Genomic DNA, 15,774 nt, shown 5'->3' with positions numbered 1-15,774 from the left:
CCGCCATGACCGCTACCGACCCCGTCGCCAATCTCCAGACGCTGATTCGCTGCCCGTCCGTGACGCCCGCCGAAGGCGGCGCGCTCACGGCGCTGGAGGCGATGCTTGCGCCGCTCGGCTTTGCGGTCGACAGGGTGAAGGCGAGCGAAGAGGGAACACCCGAGATCGAAAACCTCTATGCCCGCCTCGGCAAGGACGGCCCGCATCTGATGTTTGCCGGCCATACCGATGTCGTGCCGGTCGGCGACGAAGCCGCCTGGACGCATCCACCGTTTGAGGCCCAGATTTCGAAGGGCGAGCTTTTCGGCCGCGGCGCCGTCGACATGAAGGGCGGCATCGCCTGTTTCGTCGCCGCCGTCGCCCGGCATATCGAGAAAAACGGGCCGCCCAACGGCTCGATTTCCTTTTTGATCACCGGCGACGAAGAGGGCCCGGCGATCAACGGCACGATCAAGCTGCTGCAATGGGCGGCCGAGCGCGGCGAGCGCTGGGATGCCTGCCTTGTCGGCGAGCCGACCAATCCGGACAGGCTCGGCGACATGATCAAGATCGGCCGGCGCGGCTCGCTGTCGGGTAAAATCACCGTGCACGGCGTGCAGGGCCATGCCGCCTATCCGCATCTTGCCGACAATCCGGTGCGCGGCATGCTGCAGCTGACGCAGGCGCTGATGGACCCGCCGTTTGACGCCGGCACCGGCGATTTCCAGCCTTCGAACCTCGAAGTGACCACGGTCGACGTCGGCAACCCGGCGACCAACGTCATTCCGGCCAAGGCATCGGCAAGCTTCAACATCCGCTTCAACGATAGCTGGACCGTCGAAACGCTGCGGGCCGAAATCCTGCGCCGTCTGGAAGCCGCCGCCGGCAACGGCGCATTGCGGCCGGGCCGCGATCCGGTGGCCTATGATATCGTCTGGGCCGACCGGCCGAGCCATGTCTTCCTGACGCGCAACAATGCGCTGATCGCCTCACTGTCTTCAGCCGTCGAAAGTGTTGCCGGCCAGTCGCCGCGGCTTTCGACCACCGGCGGCACATCGGATGCGCGCTTCATCAAGGATTATTGCCCGGTCGTCGAGTTCGGCCTCGTTGGCCAGACCATGCACATGGTCGACGAGCGCGTCGCTGTCGCTGATCTGGAGACGCTGACGGCAATCTACGAAACTTTCATCGCCCGCTGGTTCGCCAATGCCGGGCTTTAGGGAGGTTCAATATTACCTGGCCGGCCTCTGGCTGCTGATCCGGCTGGATCCGCGCGGCTTCCGCTACCTCGATATGTCCGAGCGCGGCGTCAATCGCTCGTTCTGGGCGATGCTCTGGTGCCTGCCGCCGATGGGTATTTCCTGGCTCTGGTGGCGGCAGGCCTTCCTGCGGTCGATGCCGCCGGAAGCCGATGTCGATTTTCCCTTCTATATCAGGCTCGGCCTCGTCGAGGTCGCCAACTGGTTCGTGCCGCTGGTCTTTGCAGGGGTTCTGCTGCTTGCCTTCCGGATGGGCGAGCGTTTCGCGCCCGTCGTCGTCAGCGTCAACTGGCTCGGCGTGCCGCTCTCCTATATCAACGGGCTGCTGCTGGCGCTGGTGTTCTTCCTGCCTGGATCCATCGGCCTCGTCTCGCTGCTGCTGCTCGCCTTCATGCTGGCGCAGGTCTTCGTGCTGGCCCGCATTATCCGGATGATCTGCCACGGTCACGCGCTGATGACCGGGGCGCTGACACTGGTGCTGCTCGTGCCATCGATGATCCTTTCGGAATATCTGCAGCACTTCCTCGGCATCTATCCCGTCTGACCAAGTTTACGAGGGATCGTCAGCATCCCCGTCATTGGCATCGGTATCGGTGACCGGCCTTCGGCGATCGGGGATCACGTCGGGATAATCCACCTGCATGAAATAGAGCCCGTCCGGCGGCGCCACTGGGCCGCAGGCCTTGCGGTCGCGCGCTTCAAGCGCCGCCTCGACATCATCAGGCGTCCATTTGCCTTCGCCGGCGAGCTTCAGCGTGCCGGCGAAGGAGCGGATCTGGTTGTGAAGAAAACTCTGCGCCGTGGCGCGGATCTCGATCAGTTCGCCGTTGCGCGTCACATCCAGCCGGTCGAGGGTGCGCACCGGGCTGTTTGCCTGGCAATGGGCGGCGCGGAAGGTGGAGAAATCGTGCTTGCCGACCAGCCTCTGGGCGGCGGCATGCATGACCTCGTGGTCGAGCACCTTCGGCACCCACCAGGCCTTGCCGGCTTCGAGCGCCAGCGGCGCCCGGCGGCTGACGATGCGATAGAGGTAATGGCGCCGCAGCGCCGAAAAACGGGCATCGAAGAACTCGGGAGCCGCCTCGACCTCGAGAATGGAGACCCGCTCGCCGGCGAGCCTCAGATGCGCGTTCAAGGCATTCTGCAACTGGTAGGGCGACCACTCCTTCGAAAGATCGGCATGGATCACCTGCCCCATGGCGTGGACGCCGGAATCGGTACGGCCCGCGCCGCGCACCAAGACCGTCTCACCGGTCAGCGACAGCACCGCCGCCTCGATCGCGCCCTGCACCGAGTGGCCGTTTTCCTGCCGCTGCCAGCCGACATAGGGGCCGCCGTCATATTCGACGGTCATGCGGAAACGCGGCATCAGGTGAGCCTCGTGCCCGCCGCAAGCGGCGTGCCCCTGAGGAAATCGGCCGCCGCCAGCGGCTTGCCGCCGGCCTTCTGCAGCCTGGTCAGCCGCAGCGCGCCCGAGCCGCAGGCGATCACGAGATCGTCCGTCAGCAATAGCCCGGCAGCACCCTGCCCTTCAGCCAGCTCGGACGCCAGCACCTTGACCCGCTCCGGCTTGCCGCCGATTTCGAGCTCGAACCAGGCACCCGGAAACGGCGCCAGGCCGCGAATGTGATTGTGCACGTCGCCGGCGTTCCTGGAAAAATCGATGCGCGTCTCGGCCTTGTCGATCTTGGCCGCATAGAGCACGCCGTCTTCCGGCTGCGGCGTCAGCGGCAGGTCGTTCATTTCGAGTTTCACCATGGCTTCCGCCATCGCCTTGGCGCCCACGAGCATCAGCCGGTCGTGCAACTCGCCAGCCGTCATGTTCGGGCCGATCTCGACCTCGCGGGTGAGTGCCACGGCGCCGGTATCCAGACCCTTGTCCATCTTCATCACCATCATGCCGGTCTTTGCGTCGCCGGCCATGATCGCCCGCTGGATGGGTGCCGCACCGCGCCAGCGCGGTAGCAGCGAGGCATGACCGTTGTAGCAGCCATCGCGGGTGCCGTTCAAAATCGCCTCCGGCAGCAGCAACCCGTAGGCAACGACGACGCCGACATCGGCATTCAAGCCACGAAACCTCTCGCGCTCCTCGGGGTCCTTAAAATTGACCGGGGTGAAGACCGGCAGGCCGAGCAGTTCGGCGGCCTGATGCACCGGCGATTTCTGCAGATCGAGGCCGCGCCGCCCGCCCGGCCGCGGCGGCTGCGTATAGACCGCAACGATCCTGTGGCCGGCATCGACGAGCAGGCGCAGGGTCGGAACCGAGAACTCCGGCGTTCCCATGAAGATGATGCGAAGAGACATTTTATCTCGCCAATTGAGGATCAACCGTCTTCAAACGGGTTTACGAGCTTGAGATCAAGCCCTTCGAAATCTCTGGTGTTGCGGGTCGCAAGCGTCGCGCCGTTTGCAAGGCAGATGGCGGCAATCATGGCATCCTTGGTTTCCATCGGTCGTCCCGCCTTTCTACGCTCGGCCGCCAGCAGGCCGTAGCGATGCGCTGCACTGAGGGCAAAACCGAGTATGCGGCCGGCAAATTCAGACTCGATCCGGTTGAAGTCGGACACCAGTGCTGTCTTTCGCCTGCCATCATCAAGGAGTTCAAGACCGTAACGCATTTCCGCGACGGCAATCGTCGTCAGGAAAAGCGTCTCGACGTCATAGGCGTCCAGCCAGTTCAATATCCGATCGCTGTGGATCCTCCCCTGCATTTCTGAAATCACATTCGTATCGAGAACGATCATGTGTCGAAACGCGGCGGTTCACGGTCCCGTTCATGGCGGGATGCGGCAATGGCCTCCACCTCATCTTCGCTCAATCTTTCCTCACTCATCAGGGAACGCAGGCGCTGCCCGGCGGAATCCCTCGAGCGCTCCACCGCAATCTGTCGGCGCATGATTTCAATCGCCTCTTCCGAAAGGCTGCGGCCGTTGCGTTGTGCGCTTTCCTGAAGCTGCCGCTTCATCGCATCCGGAACGTCTCGAATAAGCAAGTCGCCCATTTCGGCACCTCCATCATGATATCAGTGATATCATAGTGCGTCGCCGCTGGATTTTCAACGCAGCGTCAGAGCGCCTTCGACTTCGCCGCCTTGGTGAATTTCTTGATCACCATCTCCCGCTTCAGCCGCGAGATGTAATCGATGAACAGCACGCCGTTCAGGTGGTCGATCTCGTGCTGCAGGCAGGTGGCGAGCAGGCCGTCGGCTTCCACGGTCTGTTCCTTGCCGTTCCGGTCGAGATACTTGACCGAGACGACAGCCGGGCGCTCCACCTCGGCATAATAATCCGGAATCGAAAGACAGCCTTCCTCATAGACGGAGCGCTCGTCGGAGGCTTTGACGATCTCCGGGTTGATGAAGACCTGCGGCTGCTTTTCCTCGCCCTCGCGGGCGATGTCGATGACGAGCATACGGCGCGGCACGCCGATCTGGATGGCAGCGAGGCCGATGCCCGGCGCGTCATACATGGTTTCCAGCATATCGTCGGCAAGACGCTGCAGGTCGGAATCCACCCGCTCGATCGGCTTGGACAGCTGGCGGAGAACGGGATCGGGAAGAATGATGAGTGGCTTGATGGTCATGGCGTTCCCATAACCCATCTTTTCCGACTATGGAATTATCCGGCAGGCGGGGAATACGCTTTTTTGCATCCTCGCCTGGAATTTCGCCATATTCGCCTCAGGCCGCCCGGCGGGCAGCACCCGCGGAACGGCCCTCCGGCCGGGCGCGGAAGCGCCGCAGCAGCTCGATCAGGGTCTCCACCTCGTCCTTCAGGCGGCGGGTTTCCGCCGAAGAGTGCTCGACCATGTCCGAATTCTGCTGGGTGATCGCACCCATGTTGCGGACGGCGAGGCTGACCTCGTTGACGCCGGTCGCCTGATCACGGGCGGCGGCGGCGATATCGGCGACGAAACGGTTGATGATGTCGATGCGGCTGATCATGTCGTTCAGCGCCTCGCCGGTGCTGGAAACGATGCCGACACCCTGATTGACCTGGGTCGAGCTCTGCGAGATCAGGTTCTTGATCTCCTTGGCTGCTTCCACGGTACGCTGGGCGAGCTGGCGAACTTCCTGGGCGACGACGGCAAAACCCTTGCCGGCATCGCCGGCACGGGCCGCCTCGACACCGGCGTTTAGCGCCAGCAGATTGGTCTGGAAGGCGATCTCATCGATGACGCCGATGATCTTGGAGATCCCGGTCGAGGATTTCTCGATGCCGGCCATCGCCGAGACGGCGCTGGTGACGAGTTCGCCGGAGTTCTTCGCCTTCTGCTGTGTCTCGCGCACGGCATCCGACGCCTTCTCGGCATTGGCGGCCGTCTGGCCGACGCTGACGGACAGCTGCTGCAGCGCAGCCGAGCTCTCCTCGACGCCTGCCGCCTGCTGGGCGGTGCGCAGCGCCAGATCGTTGGTCGCGTTGGAGATGACGTCGGCGCCGGTCTTGATATGGCCGGAGGTCTCGCGCACGGAGGCGAAGGATTGGCGAAGGGCGCTGACGGCGCGATTATAGTCCTCGGCCATCTGCCGGAAATTGCCCGGCAGATCGGACGGTAAAGTGGCTTCGAGATCGCCGTTCGACAGCGCTTCTAGACCGCGGCGCAGCTGCTCCAGCGCGATCGCCTGGTCGGATTGGGCCTCAGCGCGCTGCTCTTCCAAGGCGCGGCGCTTGGCTTCCAGCGTCTCGAGATAGACCGAGATGGAATAATCCATGTCGAGCATGCCCGATTTGACGACCGCCGATAGCTTCTCGGCCAACAGCTTGCCTTGCTGGCGCGCGAAGATCGAAGGCCACTGCTTTTCCATGATGCCCTTGACGAGTTCGGACATGACGATGGCGTAACCGCCGATAGACCAGCGCGGTTCCAGCCCCATGCGCTCATGCATGCGGCCGACGGCGGTCACGCCGTCGACATAGCTCTCGTCGAACGTGCCGCCAGTAAGATTGACCCAATGATCCTGCTGACGCTTCCTGGCATGGCCCAGTTGGGACTTGTCGGCGACAGCGGGGGTCTTGGCGATCTTGGCGTAGAATTTATCGAGGGCGCCGCCGATCAGCTCTGATATGACAGGGCGCAGATCCCGCATCGACTTGCGCGCCGCTTCATCCAGTTCGATGAAATCGAGGCGCTGCCTGAGGGCATTGTCGGTCTGCTGGGCGGTCATGGGGATCTCTGTACTTGGCGCGACGCGCGCGGGAGGGGATTTCAGCGCCGCAGGTTTTGGCCAATATGGTTGAGCAATCGTTAAGCCGCGGCGACATTTCTTTTCGGTGGACGCGGAAGAGCAACGGCTTGCGAAGATATTGAGGATCGTCCGCTCTGTTCACGTTTTGATCTATAAATCGCCGCTTCTTCTGTTATGCTTGCGGCATGACCGTCCATTCCGAATCGCTCGCCCTTTCCCTTGCCTCGATCAGCCCGGCCATGCTGGCGCTTGTCGGCGGGGGTCTCGCCGTCCTCGTCCTGCTGGTGATCGTGCTTCTGCTGCGCGGCGCCGGCCTTCGCCGCGAGCAGGCGGAGGAAGCGAACTTTCGCGCTGAGGAAAACGAAGCGCGCATGGGCGAGCTTTTGAAGATTCAGGCAGAGATGCAGGGCCGCATCGCGGCGATGACCGAGGTCTTCGGCGCGCGGCAGAGCGAACTCAACCATACGATCAGCCAACGCCTCGACGGCATGTCGCAGCGAGTCAGCTCGACGATCACCGAGCAGACCAAATCGACGCATGAGAACCTGCAGCGGCTGCAGGAGCGGCTGGCGGTCATCGATGCCGCGCAGAACAATATCCAGACGCTCGCCAAGGATGTCGTCGGGCTGCAGGCCATTCTGTCCAACAAGCAGACGCGCGGCGCCTTCGGCCAGTCGAGAATGGAAACGATCGTCGCCGACGGTCTGCCGATGGGCGCCTACGCCTTCCAGCAGACGCTGTCCAACGGTTCGCGGCCGGACTGCACGATCCGCATGCCGAACGGCGCGCCGCCGCTGGTGATCGACGCAAAATTTCCGCTCGAAGCCTGGAACGCAATCCGAGACGCCGGCAGCCCCGAGGCCGGCAAGATCGCCGGCCAGCAATTCCGCCGCGACATGGAGGTCCATATAAGGGATATTTCCGAGAAATATCTGATCCAGGGGGAAACCCAGGATACGGCCTTTCTCTTCGTGCCGTCCGAATCGATCTTCGCCGAGATCCATGAGCACTTCGAGCCGGTGGTGCAGAAGGCGCACCGTGCGCGCATCGTCATCGTCTCACCGTCGCTGCTGATGCTGTCGATCCAGGTCATCCAGGCCGTGCTCAAGGATCAGCGCATGCGGGCGCAGGCGCATCTGATCCAGGGCGAAGTGGCGATCCTGATGGACGATCTCAGCCGCCTCGACGAGCGGGTGCGCAAGCTGCAGGGCCATTTCGCCATGGCGCAGAAGGATATCGACATGGTGGTCACATCAGCCGACAAGCTCACCAGGCGCGGCGCCAGGATCGAAGCGCTGGAATTCGAGGCCGGCGGCGATGCCAAGCCTGCCCGCGACAGCGAAGCCGCAGCCAAATCGGTGGAGAGCCGCACTGGTCTTCTGAAGCTGCGGGTGGTTGACGAGGAGTGACCGCTTCGGGCAGTGTCGCGCCCGCATGAAACAGTAGGAGCATGATGTCGTCAGCATGCTCCAGAAGACGGGACACATTCATGATCACAGTTTTCGGGTCCATCAACATGGATCTCATCGCCACGACCGAGCGCCTGCCGAAGCCCGGCGAGACGGTGGCCGGCAACGGCTTTGCCACGGCCGCCGGCGGCAAGGGCGCCAACCAGGCGCTGGCAGCGCGCCGCGCCGGCCGGTACGTGCATATGGCCGGCGCCGTCGGCAAGGATGCTTTTGCTGCGGAAGCGCTGGCCCTGCTCGATGATGCAGGCACCGACCTTTCTCTGATCAAACATGTCGACGGTCCAACAGGCACGGCGCTGATCCTCGTCGGCGGCGACGGAGAAAACATGATCGCCGTCGTTCCCGGCGCCAATGGCCAGGTCACGCCTGCCGATGCCGAGACCGCGATCGGCCGCATGGACGAAGGCGATGTCCTGATGCTGCAGCTCGAAGTGCCGGCTGCTGCCGTCGAAGGCGCGCTGTCGGCCGCCCGCGCCAAGGGCGTCACCAGCATCCTCAACCTTGCGCCGCTGATCCCCGATGCCCCGCGTCTCGGCCGGCTCGCCGATATCGTCATTGCCAACGAGACCGAGTTCGAGCGGCTCGCCGGACAAGAGGGCATGGACGCCCAAGCGCGGGAGGCAGCCCTTGTGCGTCTGCATGCGGAGACGGGGCAGACGCTGATCGTGACGCTCGGCGCCGACGGTGTCATCGCCATTCGCGACGGGTCGATTTCGAGGGCGCAGGGTCTCAAAATCCAACCTGTCGATACGGTCGGTGCGGGAGACACTTTCTGCGGCTATTTCGCCGCCAGCCTCGACGACGGCCTCGATTTTGTCTCGGCGTTGCGCCGTGCGGCAGTCGCCGGTTCGCTCGCCTGCCTCAAGGCCGGAGCGCAACCGTCGATCCCCTTGAGCGAGGAAGTCGCAGACAGGATATAAATCTTGAAGGATAGACGGCGGCAGCCCCCTCATACGCCTGCCGGCACCGTCTTCTCGAGGGGAGAAGAGATTTGCGGCAACGTCTCGATTCCCCCTTCTCCCCAGCGGGGAGACGGTGGCCCGAAGGGTCGATGAGTGGACTTCCAGCACCGAGTTTGCTCAACAAGTTCCGCTCAGGCTCTTCATCGTCGTTGGCTTGAAGAAAATCAACCAGGCCATGATGCAGATGGGCCAGGGGGCACAGCAGAATGCGGCGATGGTGGAGGAAGCGACCGCTGCGAGCGTCGCACTCAACGACGAGGCACAAACGCTGAAGGCGCTGGCCACGCGTTTCAGCGTCTCGGGTTCGGGCAACGCCGTAGTCCTCGCCTCTGTCGCCCGAAAGATGCGGGCACCGGCGACTTCAGCCCCTTCGCCTCGATCTTTCCGCCCCTCATAATGCAGAAGGCGCCTGGGAGATCAGGCGCCTTTTTGCATTTCGGGAAGGAATTAATGCCGCTCAGGCAGCGTTCGACGTCTGCTCTTCGTTGAGGAAGGCGTAGATCGCCGAGGCGGAATCGGTGGCGCGCAGCTTGGCGACCAGATCGTGATCGCGTAGCACGCGGGCGATACGCGACAGAGCCTTGAGATGATCGGCGCCCGCGCCCTCCGGCGCAAGCAGCAGGAACACGAGATCAACAGGCTGGTCGTCCAGCGCCTCGAAATCGACCGGCTGCTCCAGCCGGGCGAAGATGCCGACGATCGAATGGATGTTTCCCAGCTTGCCGTGGGGAATGGCTATGCCGTTGCCGACTCCGGTCGAGCCCAGGCGTTCGCGCTGCAGGATGACGTCGAAAATCTCCCGTTCGGAAAGCCCGGTGATCCTGGAGGCTCTTGCAGCCAATTCCTGAAGCAACTGTTTCTTGGAATTTACTCTGAGGGCGGGAATGATCGCATCCTGATGGAGCAAATCTGCCAATGCCATTTCTTTTTCCTTCTGTCGCCGGGATCAAATGCAAGGAGCGGCGGCAATACCGCCGCTCACCACCCTGATCTCAGCCTTTGATACTGGCTGAATCGATCCAGCCAATATTTCCGTCGTGCCGACGGTAAACGATGTTCAGATGTTCCTTGCCGGGGCTGCGGAACAGGAGAAGCGGCTCGTCGGTCATGTCGAGCGCCATCACTGCGGTGGCGACCGACATGGTCTTCAGCTGCTTCGTGCTTTCAGCGACGATCGCCGGAGCGAAATCGTCAGCGATTTCATCATCGTGATCAGGAACGGAATCCATAACCGTGTAGGAGACCTCTGCAAAACCATTCAGATGGTTTCCGGCGTGATGGTCCTTCAGCTTGCGCTTGTAACGCCGCAGCCGTTTTTCGATCCGCTGGGAGGCGGCGTCGAAAGCCAATTGCGGGTCGGTCGCCTCGCCGGCCGCATGCAGCACCACCCCGCTGTCGAGATGAAGCTTGCAATCCGCCGAGTAACGAGAACTCGCCTTTTCCACGGTCACCTGGCCGGAATATCCCCCGTCGAAGTATTTCGTGATGGCCATACCAATTTGGTCCTCGATCCTTTGACGGAAAGATTCACCAATTTCCATATGTTTCCCGGATACACGCACACTCATGGAGTTTCCCTTCTTATGGTCGTTTGCGGGTATCAGTTTACGCCAAGCCTCAGGTTCATCCAAGCACTTCGCACAATCTCAAGCAAGATCGGCTTAGGCCTGCGGGTCCTTAGTGCCCTTCTGATGCTGGGGATAACTCCAGACGCCGTTCACGGCATCGATTGCGGCGGGCTTCTAGCCAGAGTGTACCGAAAAGTCAATAGGGCGCCGAATCACCCTCGGCGGCACGCGCTCAACGTGTGGCGGATATCCAGTCGGGCAAGGCATGCCGCCGGTCGCCACCCCATACAGTTTAGGCGTTTCGTGCCTGCGTTGTGCCCCTCCTTGCAGGGATCGTCATGGCGGCGACACCTGCTATGACGCAGACGAGCCCGATCCAGGCCGTCGGGCTCAGCCTTTCGCCGAGGAAGACGATGCCGATCGCCACACCGATCGGCACTCTGAGATAGGCTTGCGCGGTGGTTCCGACCGAACCCAGCGTCTGGACGAGGCGGAAATAGATCACAAAGGCAAGCGCCGTCGAAAAGGCGGAGAGGGCCAGCAGCGCCAGCATCGATGCCGCCGAAGGATCGAGTTCCCACGGCCGATCGACGACGAGGCTCATCGGCAAGAGAGCAACCGCGCCTGAGATCAACGAGCCGGCCGCCGGCACCGCGGGGTCGAGCCCCTTGAAGTTCTTGCTGAAAATCGCGGCACCTGCATAGCAGATGGTCGCCAGGATGATGGCAAGCTGCGCCATCAGGCTTTCGCCGAGACCGCCGAGCGCTTCGACGCCGATGACGAGGCAGATGCCGGCAAGCCCGGCCATGACGCCAAAAAGCCTTCGCAACGTCACCTGCTCATGGCGGGTGATCAGCACGGTCAGCAGGAAGGTGAAGATCGGCGTTGCCGAATTCAGGATCACCGCCAGTCCGGCATCGACGGACTGTTCCGCCCAGGCGATCAGAGTGAAGGGGACGACGCTGTTCAGACAGGCCTGAACGAAAAACCGCCGCCAGGTGGCGAGATCGCGCGGCAGGTGGACACGCCGGTGGCGCAGGACGGCCAGCAGAATGCCGCCGGCAATCAGCGTGCGAGCGGCGATCAACGTTATCGGCGGGATCGTCTCGACGCCGATCTTGATGAAGCTATAGGAGGAACCCCAAAGGGTCGCCAGCACCAGCAGCAGGAAAAGCTCCCTGGCAAGGTTGGAATTTTGCGGCATCATGGTCGGCATTTCGATATTCGTTGAAGACAATGGGTTTCGGCGCCGTTTGCATGTCTAAGACGCAGGGCGCTGGAGAGGAATAACGGGATTTGCGGGCCGGATGCTTCGATCGAGGCCGAAGCGTTGCCGCGTTAGAAACCGGCGACCTTGGCGAGCGCCCGCTTCTCGCGGCGGCGCTGGACCGAAGAGGCAATGTTCATCGCCTCCCTGTATTTCGCAACCGTGCGGCGGGCGAGATCGACCCCGCCCTTCTTCAGCATGTCGACGATATCGTCGTCGGAAAGCACCGCCTCCGGGCTCTCCTGCAGGATCAGCGCGCGGATCTTGTGACGCACGGCTTCGGCCGAATGGCTGTCGCCGCCTGCGACGGCGCTGATCGAGACGGTGAAGAAATATTTGAGTTCGAAGAGGCCGCGCGGCGTCAGCATATATTTGTTCGACGTGACGCGGCTGACGGTAGATTCATGCATCTTGATCGCTTCGGCGACCGTCTTCAGGTTCAGCGGGCGCAGATAGTCGACGCCGTGCAGCAGGAAGGCGTCCTGCTGGCGGACGATTTCGCTTGCCACCTTCATGATGGTTTTAGCCCGCTGATCGAGGCTGCGCGTCAGCCAGTTGGCGGTCTGCAGGCAATCGGAGAGGAAGGCGTGATCCTCGCCGTTCTTTGTCACCCGGGAAAAATAAGACTGGTTGACCAGCACTCGCGGCAGCGTATCCGGATTGAGCTCGACCAGCCAGCCGCCATCCGAGGAGGCTCTGACGACCACATCGGGCATGATCGCTTCGGAAATACCCGCCTCGAAACCGCTGCCGGGCTTCGGATTGAGCTGGCGGATCTCGCCGAGCATGTCGAGAAGATCTTCCTCGTCGACGCCGCAAAGCCGCTTCAGCGTGGCAAAATCGCGCCGGGCAAGCAGTTCGAGATTTTCGACCAGAGCCTGCATGGCCGGGTCATATCGGTCCTTCTGCTTCAGCTGGATCGCCAGGCATTCGGCGAGGCTGCGGGCGAAAACACCCGGCGGATCGAGGCTCTGGAGGGTGGCGAGCACGCGCTCTGCCTGTGCGAGGCTCGTGCCCAGCCTCTCGCCCGCCTCGACGATATCGGCCTGCAGATAACCGCAGTCGTCGAGCTGGTCGATGAAATTCTGCGCGATCAGCCGGTCGGCCATGTCAGGCAGGACGAAGGGGATCTGCTGGGCGAGATGATCGCGCAACGACACCTGGCCGGCGACGAAATCGTCGAGATCGTAGTCGGCGCCCTCGCCGCTGCCCGGCATCGACTTCCACTGGCTGACGAGCTCCGGCGCATCGAGGCGCTGCGGGGCACCGTCGTCAGGAAAGACATTGGTGTAATTGGCGTCGAGCTCGTCGTTCAGCCGGCTGGTGCTGGCGCTGCCGCCATTGTCATACCAGTCGCTGGAGAGCGCCTCGGTGCGGTTATCGTAACCGTCGTCCGACCCGGCATCCTCCGGCTGATGAGCATACTCTCCATCTTCGGCTTCGCCGCGTTCGCCGCCCGCCTCGCCGTCATTCGACGGAAATTCGAGCAGCGGGTTCTTCTCCACTTCCAGGGCGATGAACTGGTTGAGTTCGAAATGCGTCATCTGCAGCAACTGGATGGATTGCATCAGTTGCGGCGTCATCACCAAAGACTGAGTCTGGCGCAGGAAAAGATTGGCGGACAGTGCCATGACGGACGCAAAACTCCCCTCGATTCCTCCGGGAAACCGCGTCCGATCAAGGCTTCAGGCCACGGAAATCCAAGTTGGCCCAAAAATTGCTTTTTTATTGTATTTGGTCAAGCGGAACTATGCCGGCATAGTGAATTTCTGCCGATCCGGCCTAAAATCATCCGGATCTGACGTCAGAGGCTGAAATTGTCGCCGAGGTAGAGCCGGCGCACTTCCGGATTGTTGACGATGTCGTTCGCCCGGCCATGGGTCAGTACCTCACCGGCATGGATGATGTAGGCGCGGTCGATGAGACCCAGCGTCTCGCGGACATTGTGGTCGGTGATGAGAACGCCGATGCCGCGTGCCGTCAGGTGGTGAACGAGATTCTGGATGTCGGCGACCGAGATCGGGTCGACGCCGGCGAAGGGTTCGTCGAGCAGCATGAAGGTCGGGTCGGTCGCAAGCGCACGGGCGATTTCGAGGCGGCGGCGCTCACCGCCGGAAAGGGCGACGGCGGCACTCTTGCGCAGCTTCTGGATATGGAATTCCTCCAGCAGCTCGTTCAGCTTCTGCTCGCGCTCGGCCTTGTCCTTGACATGCACTTCGAGGACGGCGCGGATATTCTCTTCCACCGTCAACCCTCGGAAGATCGAGGCTTCCTGCGGCAGGTAACCGACGCCGAGGCGCGATCGGCGGTACATCGGCATGGTCGTGACGTCGTTGCCGTCGATCTCGATCGTGCCTTCATCGACCGGCACCAGGCCGGTGATCATGTAAAAACAGGTGGTCTTGCCGGCGCCGTTCGGGCCGAGCAGGCCGACGGCCTCGCCGCGGCGCACCACCAGCGAGACGCCGTTGACGACGCGCCGCGTCGCATAGGTCTTCGTCAGACCGCGTGCGATCAGCGTTCCCTGATAGCGGCTCTTGTCGGCGGCGCCCGCAGCTTGTGGCCCGGGCTTGCCGAACATGGTGGATAGCGATGTTAATTTCACGTGGGAGGCCGGCTTCTCAGTTCTGCTTCTGCTGCGGTGTATTCGGCTTCGACTTCGGATCGAGCTGAATCTGGACACGCCCGCCGCAGCTTTCAAGCTCCGCCTGGCCGGTCTGCATGTGAACCGTCAGCTTGCAGCCGGTAAAAACATTCGGCCCGTCCGACAGAATAACTTTTTTTCCCTCATCCGCGGTGAGGATGAATGTCTGCGAGGCCATGTCGAAATTGCCGTCATCGGCGGTCGCCGTCTGCGTGCCCGAGGTCAAAAAGACCTTGTCCGTCACCAGGATCTTGTCGATATCGGCACTCCCCGATGCAAGCGAGGCAGACTGCTGCGGCTGCGCTGCGGGTTGGGCCGCCGGTTGCGTCCCGTCAGCGGCCGGCTTTGCCGCCTTGTCCTTGTAATAGACGGTCATCTTGCCGGACTGCATCGTCGTCGCCCCTTGGACGACCTTGACGTTGCCGGTAAAGAGAGCGGTGTGTTCCTGGTCGTGGATCTCCAGCTTGTCGCTTTCGATCTGGATCGGCTGGTCGTTGGACAGCTTCATGCCCGGCATCGTGGCCGTCGCCTGCTGCGCGCCCGCGCCCGAGGCCGTCAGAATAAGGGCAAATGCGCCGGCAATGAATGCCATGCCTGTCTTGCAAGTGGAAAAGCGACAATCTTTTGTCATGGATGACCCGGCTGGTTAAGTGCCCTGTTTATGGATGGTGGATGGATCGACATTCATGCGAACATTCCCCTCGAATGTGATCACCCGCCCCTTATCGGTTATCTGAAGCGTCTTCGCAACAATGGAGGCATTGTCCTTGGTGATGGTGACGGGGTCGTCGCTCCGCATGTTTCCGCCCTTGATGTCGAGCTGTGCCGACTGGAAATTCGCATTGAGGCCGCTGCTCAGCACCAGGGTGAAGGGGGCCGTCATATGCAGATTGTCGGTGGCACGATTGTAATCGGCGGTCGAGGCGACGACACGGGCGATCAAGCCGTCATTCATCGGCACGGCGGCCTTGATGGTCTCGAGCGTGATGAGATCGGGATTGCGGATATCCTGCAGCGCCCTTTCGGCCAGCATCGAATAATTGATGCCGTCGGAATTGCGACCTGATATCGCCGGCTTTTCCATCACGACCTTGCCGTTCTCGATCTTGGCGCCTTCCATCTTGATGTTTTCGGGCAGATAGATGCTGACTAACGCCACCGCGGTGAGGCTCGCCGCGACGATGAGGGCCGCCACCGGCAGCAATATCTTCAGCCGCCGCACGCGGGCGGAATGGAACAACGCATCGCCATAGGCATTCTTGCCGGACCCTGAATAGGCGGCATGTCCGTTGTTCTTCAGGGTATCGAGCATAGGCCTCGTCCATGTGCGGTGATCGCCGCGCCTTCATAACAAAGCCGGCCGCCAATCACAGTTCGTTTCGCATTATTACATTGGCTTGCCAATATGGAATTTTTTCTGCAACAAGCAACAAAACGGAAA

At 62.0% G+C, this 15,774-nt stretch carries 17 protein-coding genes and 1 pseudogene; 5 read left to right on the top strand and 13 right to left on the bottom strand.

What is annotated here, in order from left to right; genetic code table 11:
• Positions 1 to 5 precede the first annotated feature (5 nt).
• Positions 6 to 1,199, top strand: a complete 1,194-nt coding sequence (dapE, locus tag AC245Y_RS00390; RefSeq protein WP_017995888.1) for a succinyl-diaminopimelate desuccinylase — start codon at positions 6 to 8, stop codon at positions 1,197 to 1,199.
• The gene (locus AC245Y_RS00385; protein WP_012755818.1) at positions 1,186 to 1,782 is read left to right on the top strand and encodes a hypothetical protein; all 597 of its coding nucleotides are present in this window, start codon (positions 1,186 to 1,188) and stop codon (positions 1,780 to 1,782) included. The genes dapE and AC245Y_RS00385 overlap by 14 nt, the downstream gene beginning before the upstream one ends.
• Positions 1,783 to 1,788: 6 nt before the next feature.
• Here AC245Y_RS00385 and truA read toward each other — a convergent pair whose 3' ends face one another.
• From truA to AC245Y_RS00355, 6 genes are all read right to left on the bottom strand, one after another.
• Positions 1,789 to 2,607, bottom strand: a complete 819-nt coding sequence (gene truA / locus AC245Y_RS00380; RefSeq protein WP_012755817.1) for a tRNA pseudouridine(38-40) synthase TruA — start codon at positions 2,605 to 2,607, stop codon at positions 1,789 to 1,791.
• Positions 2,607 to 3,542, bottom strand: coding sequence for a methionyl-tRNA formyltransferase (gene fmt / locus AC245Y_RS00375; protein ID WP_012755816.1), 936 nt, complete (start codon positions 3,540 to 3,542; stop codon positions 2,607 to 2,609). The genes truA and fmt overlap by 1 nt, the downstream gene beginning before the upstream one ends.
• A 20-nt stretch (positions 3,543 to 3,562) precedes the next feature.
• The gene (locus tag AC245Y_RS00370; RefSeq protein WP_012755815.1) at positions 3,563 to 3,982 is read right to left on the bottom strand and encodes a type II toxin-antitoxin system VapC family toxin; all 420 of its coding nucleotides are present in this window, start codon (positions 3,980 to 3,982) and stop codon (positions 3,563 to 3,565) included.
• A complete protein-coding gene (locus AC245Y_RS00365) occupies positions 3,979 to 4,239 on the bottom strand; it encodes a FitA-like ribbon-helix-helix domain-containing protein (RefSeq protein WP_012755814.1) in 261 nt (86 codons plus the stop codon). The genes AC245Y_RS00370 and AC245Y_RS00365 overlap by 4 nt, the downstream gene beginning before the upstream one ends.
• A 65-nt stretch (positions 4,240 to 4,304) precedes the next feature.
• The gene (gene def, locus AC245Y_RS00360) at positions 4,305 to 4,820 is read right to left on the bottom strand and encodes a peptide deformylase (protein WP_026157556.1); all 516 of its coding nucleotides are present in this window, start codon (positions 4,818 to 4,820) and stop codon (positions 4,305 to 4,307) included.
• Positions 4,821 to 4,917: 97 nt separating this feature from the next.
• On the bottom strand, positions 4,918 to 6,402 hold the full coding sequence (locus AC245Y_RS00355) for a globin-coupled sensor protein (protein ID WP_017995885.1): 1,485 nt from the start codon (positions 6,400 to 6,402) through the stop codon (positions 4,918 to 4,920).
• Positions 6,403 to 6,608: 206 nt separating this feature from the next.
• On the opposite strand from AC245Y_RS00355, the gene AC245Y_RS00350 reads away from it, so the two are divergent.
• The 3 genes and pseudogenes from AC245Y_RS00350 to AC245Y_RS00340 all read left to right on the top strand — a co-directional run.
• Positions 6,609 to 7,832 (top strand): DNA recombination protein RmuC, encoded by a 1,224-nt coding sequence (locus tag AC245Y_RS00350; RefSeq protein ID WP_017995884.1) that lies wholly within the window; start codon positions 6,609 to 6,611, stop codon positions 7,830 to 7,832.
• Between the two features lie 80 nt (positions 7,833 to 7,912).
• Positions 7,913 to 8,812, top strand: coding sequence for a ribokinase (locus tag AC245Y_RS00345; protein ID WP_012755810.1), 900 nt, complete (start codon positions 7,913 to 7,915; stop codon positions 8,810 to 8,812).
• A 190-nt stretch (positions 8,813 to 9,002) separates the two neighbouring features.
• A pseudogene (locus AC245Y_RS00340) lies at positions 9,003 to 9,251 on the top strand (methyl-accepting chemotaxis protein); the annotation flags it as partial.
• Positions 9,252 to 9,311: 60 nt separating this feature from the next.
• Here the strand turns inward: AC245Y_RS00340 and ptsN are convergent.
• The 7 genes from ptsN to lptC form a co-directional block, all read right to left on the bottom strand.
• A complete protein-coding gene (gene ptsN / locus AC245Y_RS00335) occupies positions 9,312 to 9,776 on the bottom strand; it encodes a PTS IIA-like nitrogen regulatory protein PtsN (RefSeq protein ID WP_017995882.1) in 465 nt (154 codons plus the stop codon).
• A gap of 70 nt (positions 9,777 to 9,846) precedes the next feature.
• Entirely contained in the window at positions 9,847 to 10,422 is a 576-nt protein-coding gene (gene hpf / locus AC245Y_RS00330; RefSeq protein WP_012755807.1) for a ribosome hibernation-promoting factor, HPF/YfiA family, read from the bottom strand.
• Positions 10,423 to 10,714: 292 nt separating this feature from the next.
• Positions 10,715 to 11,638 carry a DMT family transporter gene (locus tag AC245Y_RS00325; protein ID WP_026157555.1) on the bottom strand — a complete coding sequence of 308 codons (924 nt, stop codon included), beginning with the start codon at positions 11,636 to 11,638 and terminating at the stop codon, positions 10,715 to 10,717.
• Between the two features lie 122 nt (positions 11,639 to 11,760).
• A complete protein-coding gene (gene rpoN / locus AC245Y_RS00320) occupies positions 11,761 to 13,320 on the bottom strand; it encodes an RNA polymerase factor sigma-54 (RefSeq protein WP_017995880.1) in 1,560 nt (519 codons plus the stop codon).
• Between the two features lie 173 nt (positions 13,321 to 13,493).
• Positions 13,494 to 14,270 (bottom strand): LPS export ABC transporter ATP-binding protein, encoded by a 777-nt coding sequence (gene lptB, locus AC245Y_RS00315; protein ID WP_003556077.1) that lies wholly within the window; start codon positions 14,268 to 14,270, stop codon positions 13,494 to 13,496.
• Positions 14,271 to 14,310: 40 nt separating this feature from the next.
• The gene (locus AC245Y_RS00310; RefSeq protein WP_017995878.1) at positions 14,311 to 14,964 is read right to left on the bottom strand and encodes an LptA/OstA family protein; all 654 of its coding nucleotides are present in this window, start codon (positions 14,962 to 14,964) and stop codon (positions 14,311 to 14,313) included.
• Positions 14,965 to 14,979: 15 nt separating this feature from the next.
• Complete coding sequence (gene lptC, locus AC245Y_RS00305) at positions 14,980 to 15,645, bottom strand: LPS export ABC transporter periplasmic protein LptC (protein ID WP_012755803.1); 666 nt, start codon at positions 15,643 to 15,645, stop codon at positions 14,980 to 14,982.
• Between the last annotated feature and the right edge of the window lie 129 nt (positions 15,646 to 15,774).

The sequence above is a fragment of the Rhizobium sp. SRDI943 genome (assembly GCF_057653695.1).
This window is presented reverse-complemented; position numbering and strand designations above follow the sequence as displayed.

What these genes read in the sequence shown, in the direction of transcription:
- truA (WP_012755817.1), bottom strand. Translation starts at nt 2,607, where the DNA reads ATGCCGCGTTTCCGCATGACCGTCGAATATGACGGCGGCCCCTATGTC.
- AC245Y_RS00370 (WP_012755815.1), bottom strand. Translation starts at nt 3,982, where the DNA reads ATGATCGTTCTCGATACGAATGTGATTTCAGAAATGCAGGGGAGGATC.
- rpoN (WP_017995880.1), bottom strand. Translation starts at nt 13,320, where the DNA reads ATGGCACTGTCCGCCAATCTTTTCCTGCGCCAGACTCAGTCTTTGGTG.
- AC245Y_RS00355 (WP_017995885.1), bottom strand. Translation starts at nt 6,402, where the DNA reads ATGACCGCCCAGCAGACCGACAATGCCCTCAGGCAGCGCCTCGATTTC.
- ptsN (WP_017995882.1), bottom strand. Translation starts at nt 9,776, where the DNA reads ATGGCATTGGCAGATTTGCTCCATCAGGATGCGATCATTCCCGCCCTC.
- AC245Y_RS00365 (WP_012755814.1), bottom strand. Translation starts at nt 4,239, where the DNA reads ATGGGCGACTTGCTTATTCGAGACGTTCCGGATGCGATGAAGCGGCAG.
- lptB (WP_003556077.1), bottom strand. Translation starts at nt 14,270, where the DNA reads ATGTTCGGCAAGCCCGGGCCACAAGCTGCGGGCGCCGCCGACAAGAGC.
- AC245Y_RS00325 (WP_026157555.1), bottom strand. Translation starts at nt 11,638, where the DNA reads ATGCCGACCATGATGCCGCAAAATTCCAACCTTGCCAGGGAGCTTTTC.
- hpf (WP_012755807.1), bottom strand. Translation starts at nt 10,422, where the DNA reads ATGAGTGTGCGTGTATCCGGGAAACATATGGAAATTGGTGAATCTTTC.
- AC245Y_RS00310 (WP_017995878.1), bottom strand. Translation starts at nt 14,964, where the DNA reads ATGACAAAAGATTGTCGCTTTTCCACTTGCAAGACAGGCATGGCATTC.
- AC245Y_RS00350 (WP_017995884.1), top strand. Translation starts at nt 6,609, where the DNA reads ATGACCGTCCATTCCGAATCGCTCGCCCTTTCCCTTGCCTCGATCAGC.
- dapE (WP_017995888.1), top strand. Translation starts at nt 6, where the DNA reads ATGACCGCTACCGACCCCGTCGCCAATCTCCAGACGCTGATTCGCTGC.
- AC245Y_RS00385 (WP_012755818.1), top strand. Translation starts at nt 1,186, where the DNA reads ATGCCGGGCTTTAGGGAGGTTCAATATTACCTGGCCGGCCTCTGGCTG.
- fmt (WP_012755816.1), bottom strand. Translation starts at nt 3,542, where the DNA reads ATGTCTCTTCGCATCATCTTCATGGGAACGCCGGAGTTCTCGGTTCCG.
- AC245Y_RS00345 (WP_012755810.1), top strand. Translation starts at nt 7,913, where the DNA reads ATGATCACAGTTTTCGGGTCCATCAACATGGATCTCATCGCCACGACC.
- lptC (WP_012755803.1), bottom strand. Translation starts at nt 15,645, where the DNA reads ATGCTCGATACCCTGAAGAACAACGGACATGCCGCCTATTCAGGGTCC.
- def (WP_026157556.1), bottom strand. Translation starts at nt 4,820, where the DNA reads ATGACCATCAAGCCACTCATCATTCTTCCCGATCCCGTTCTCCGCCAG.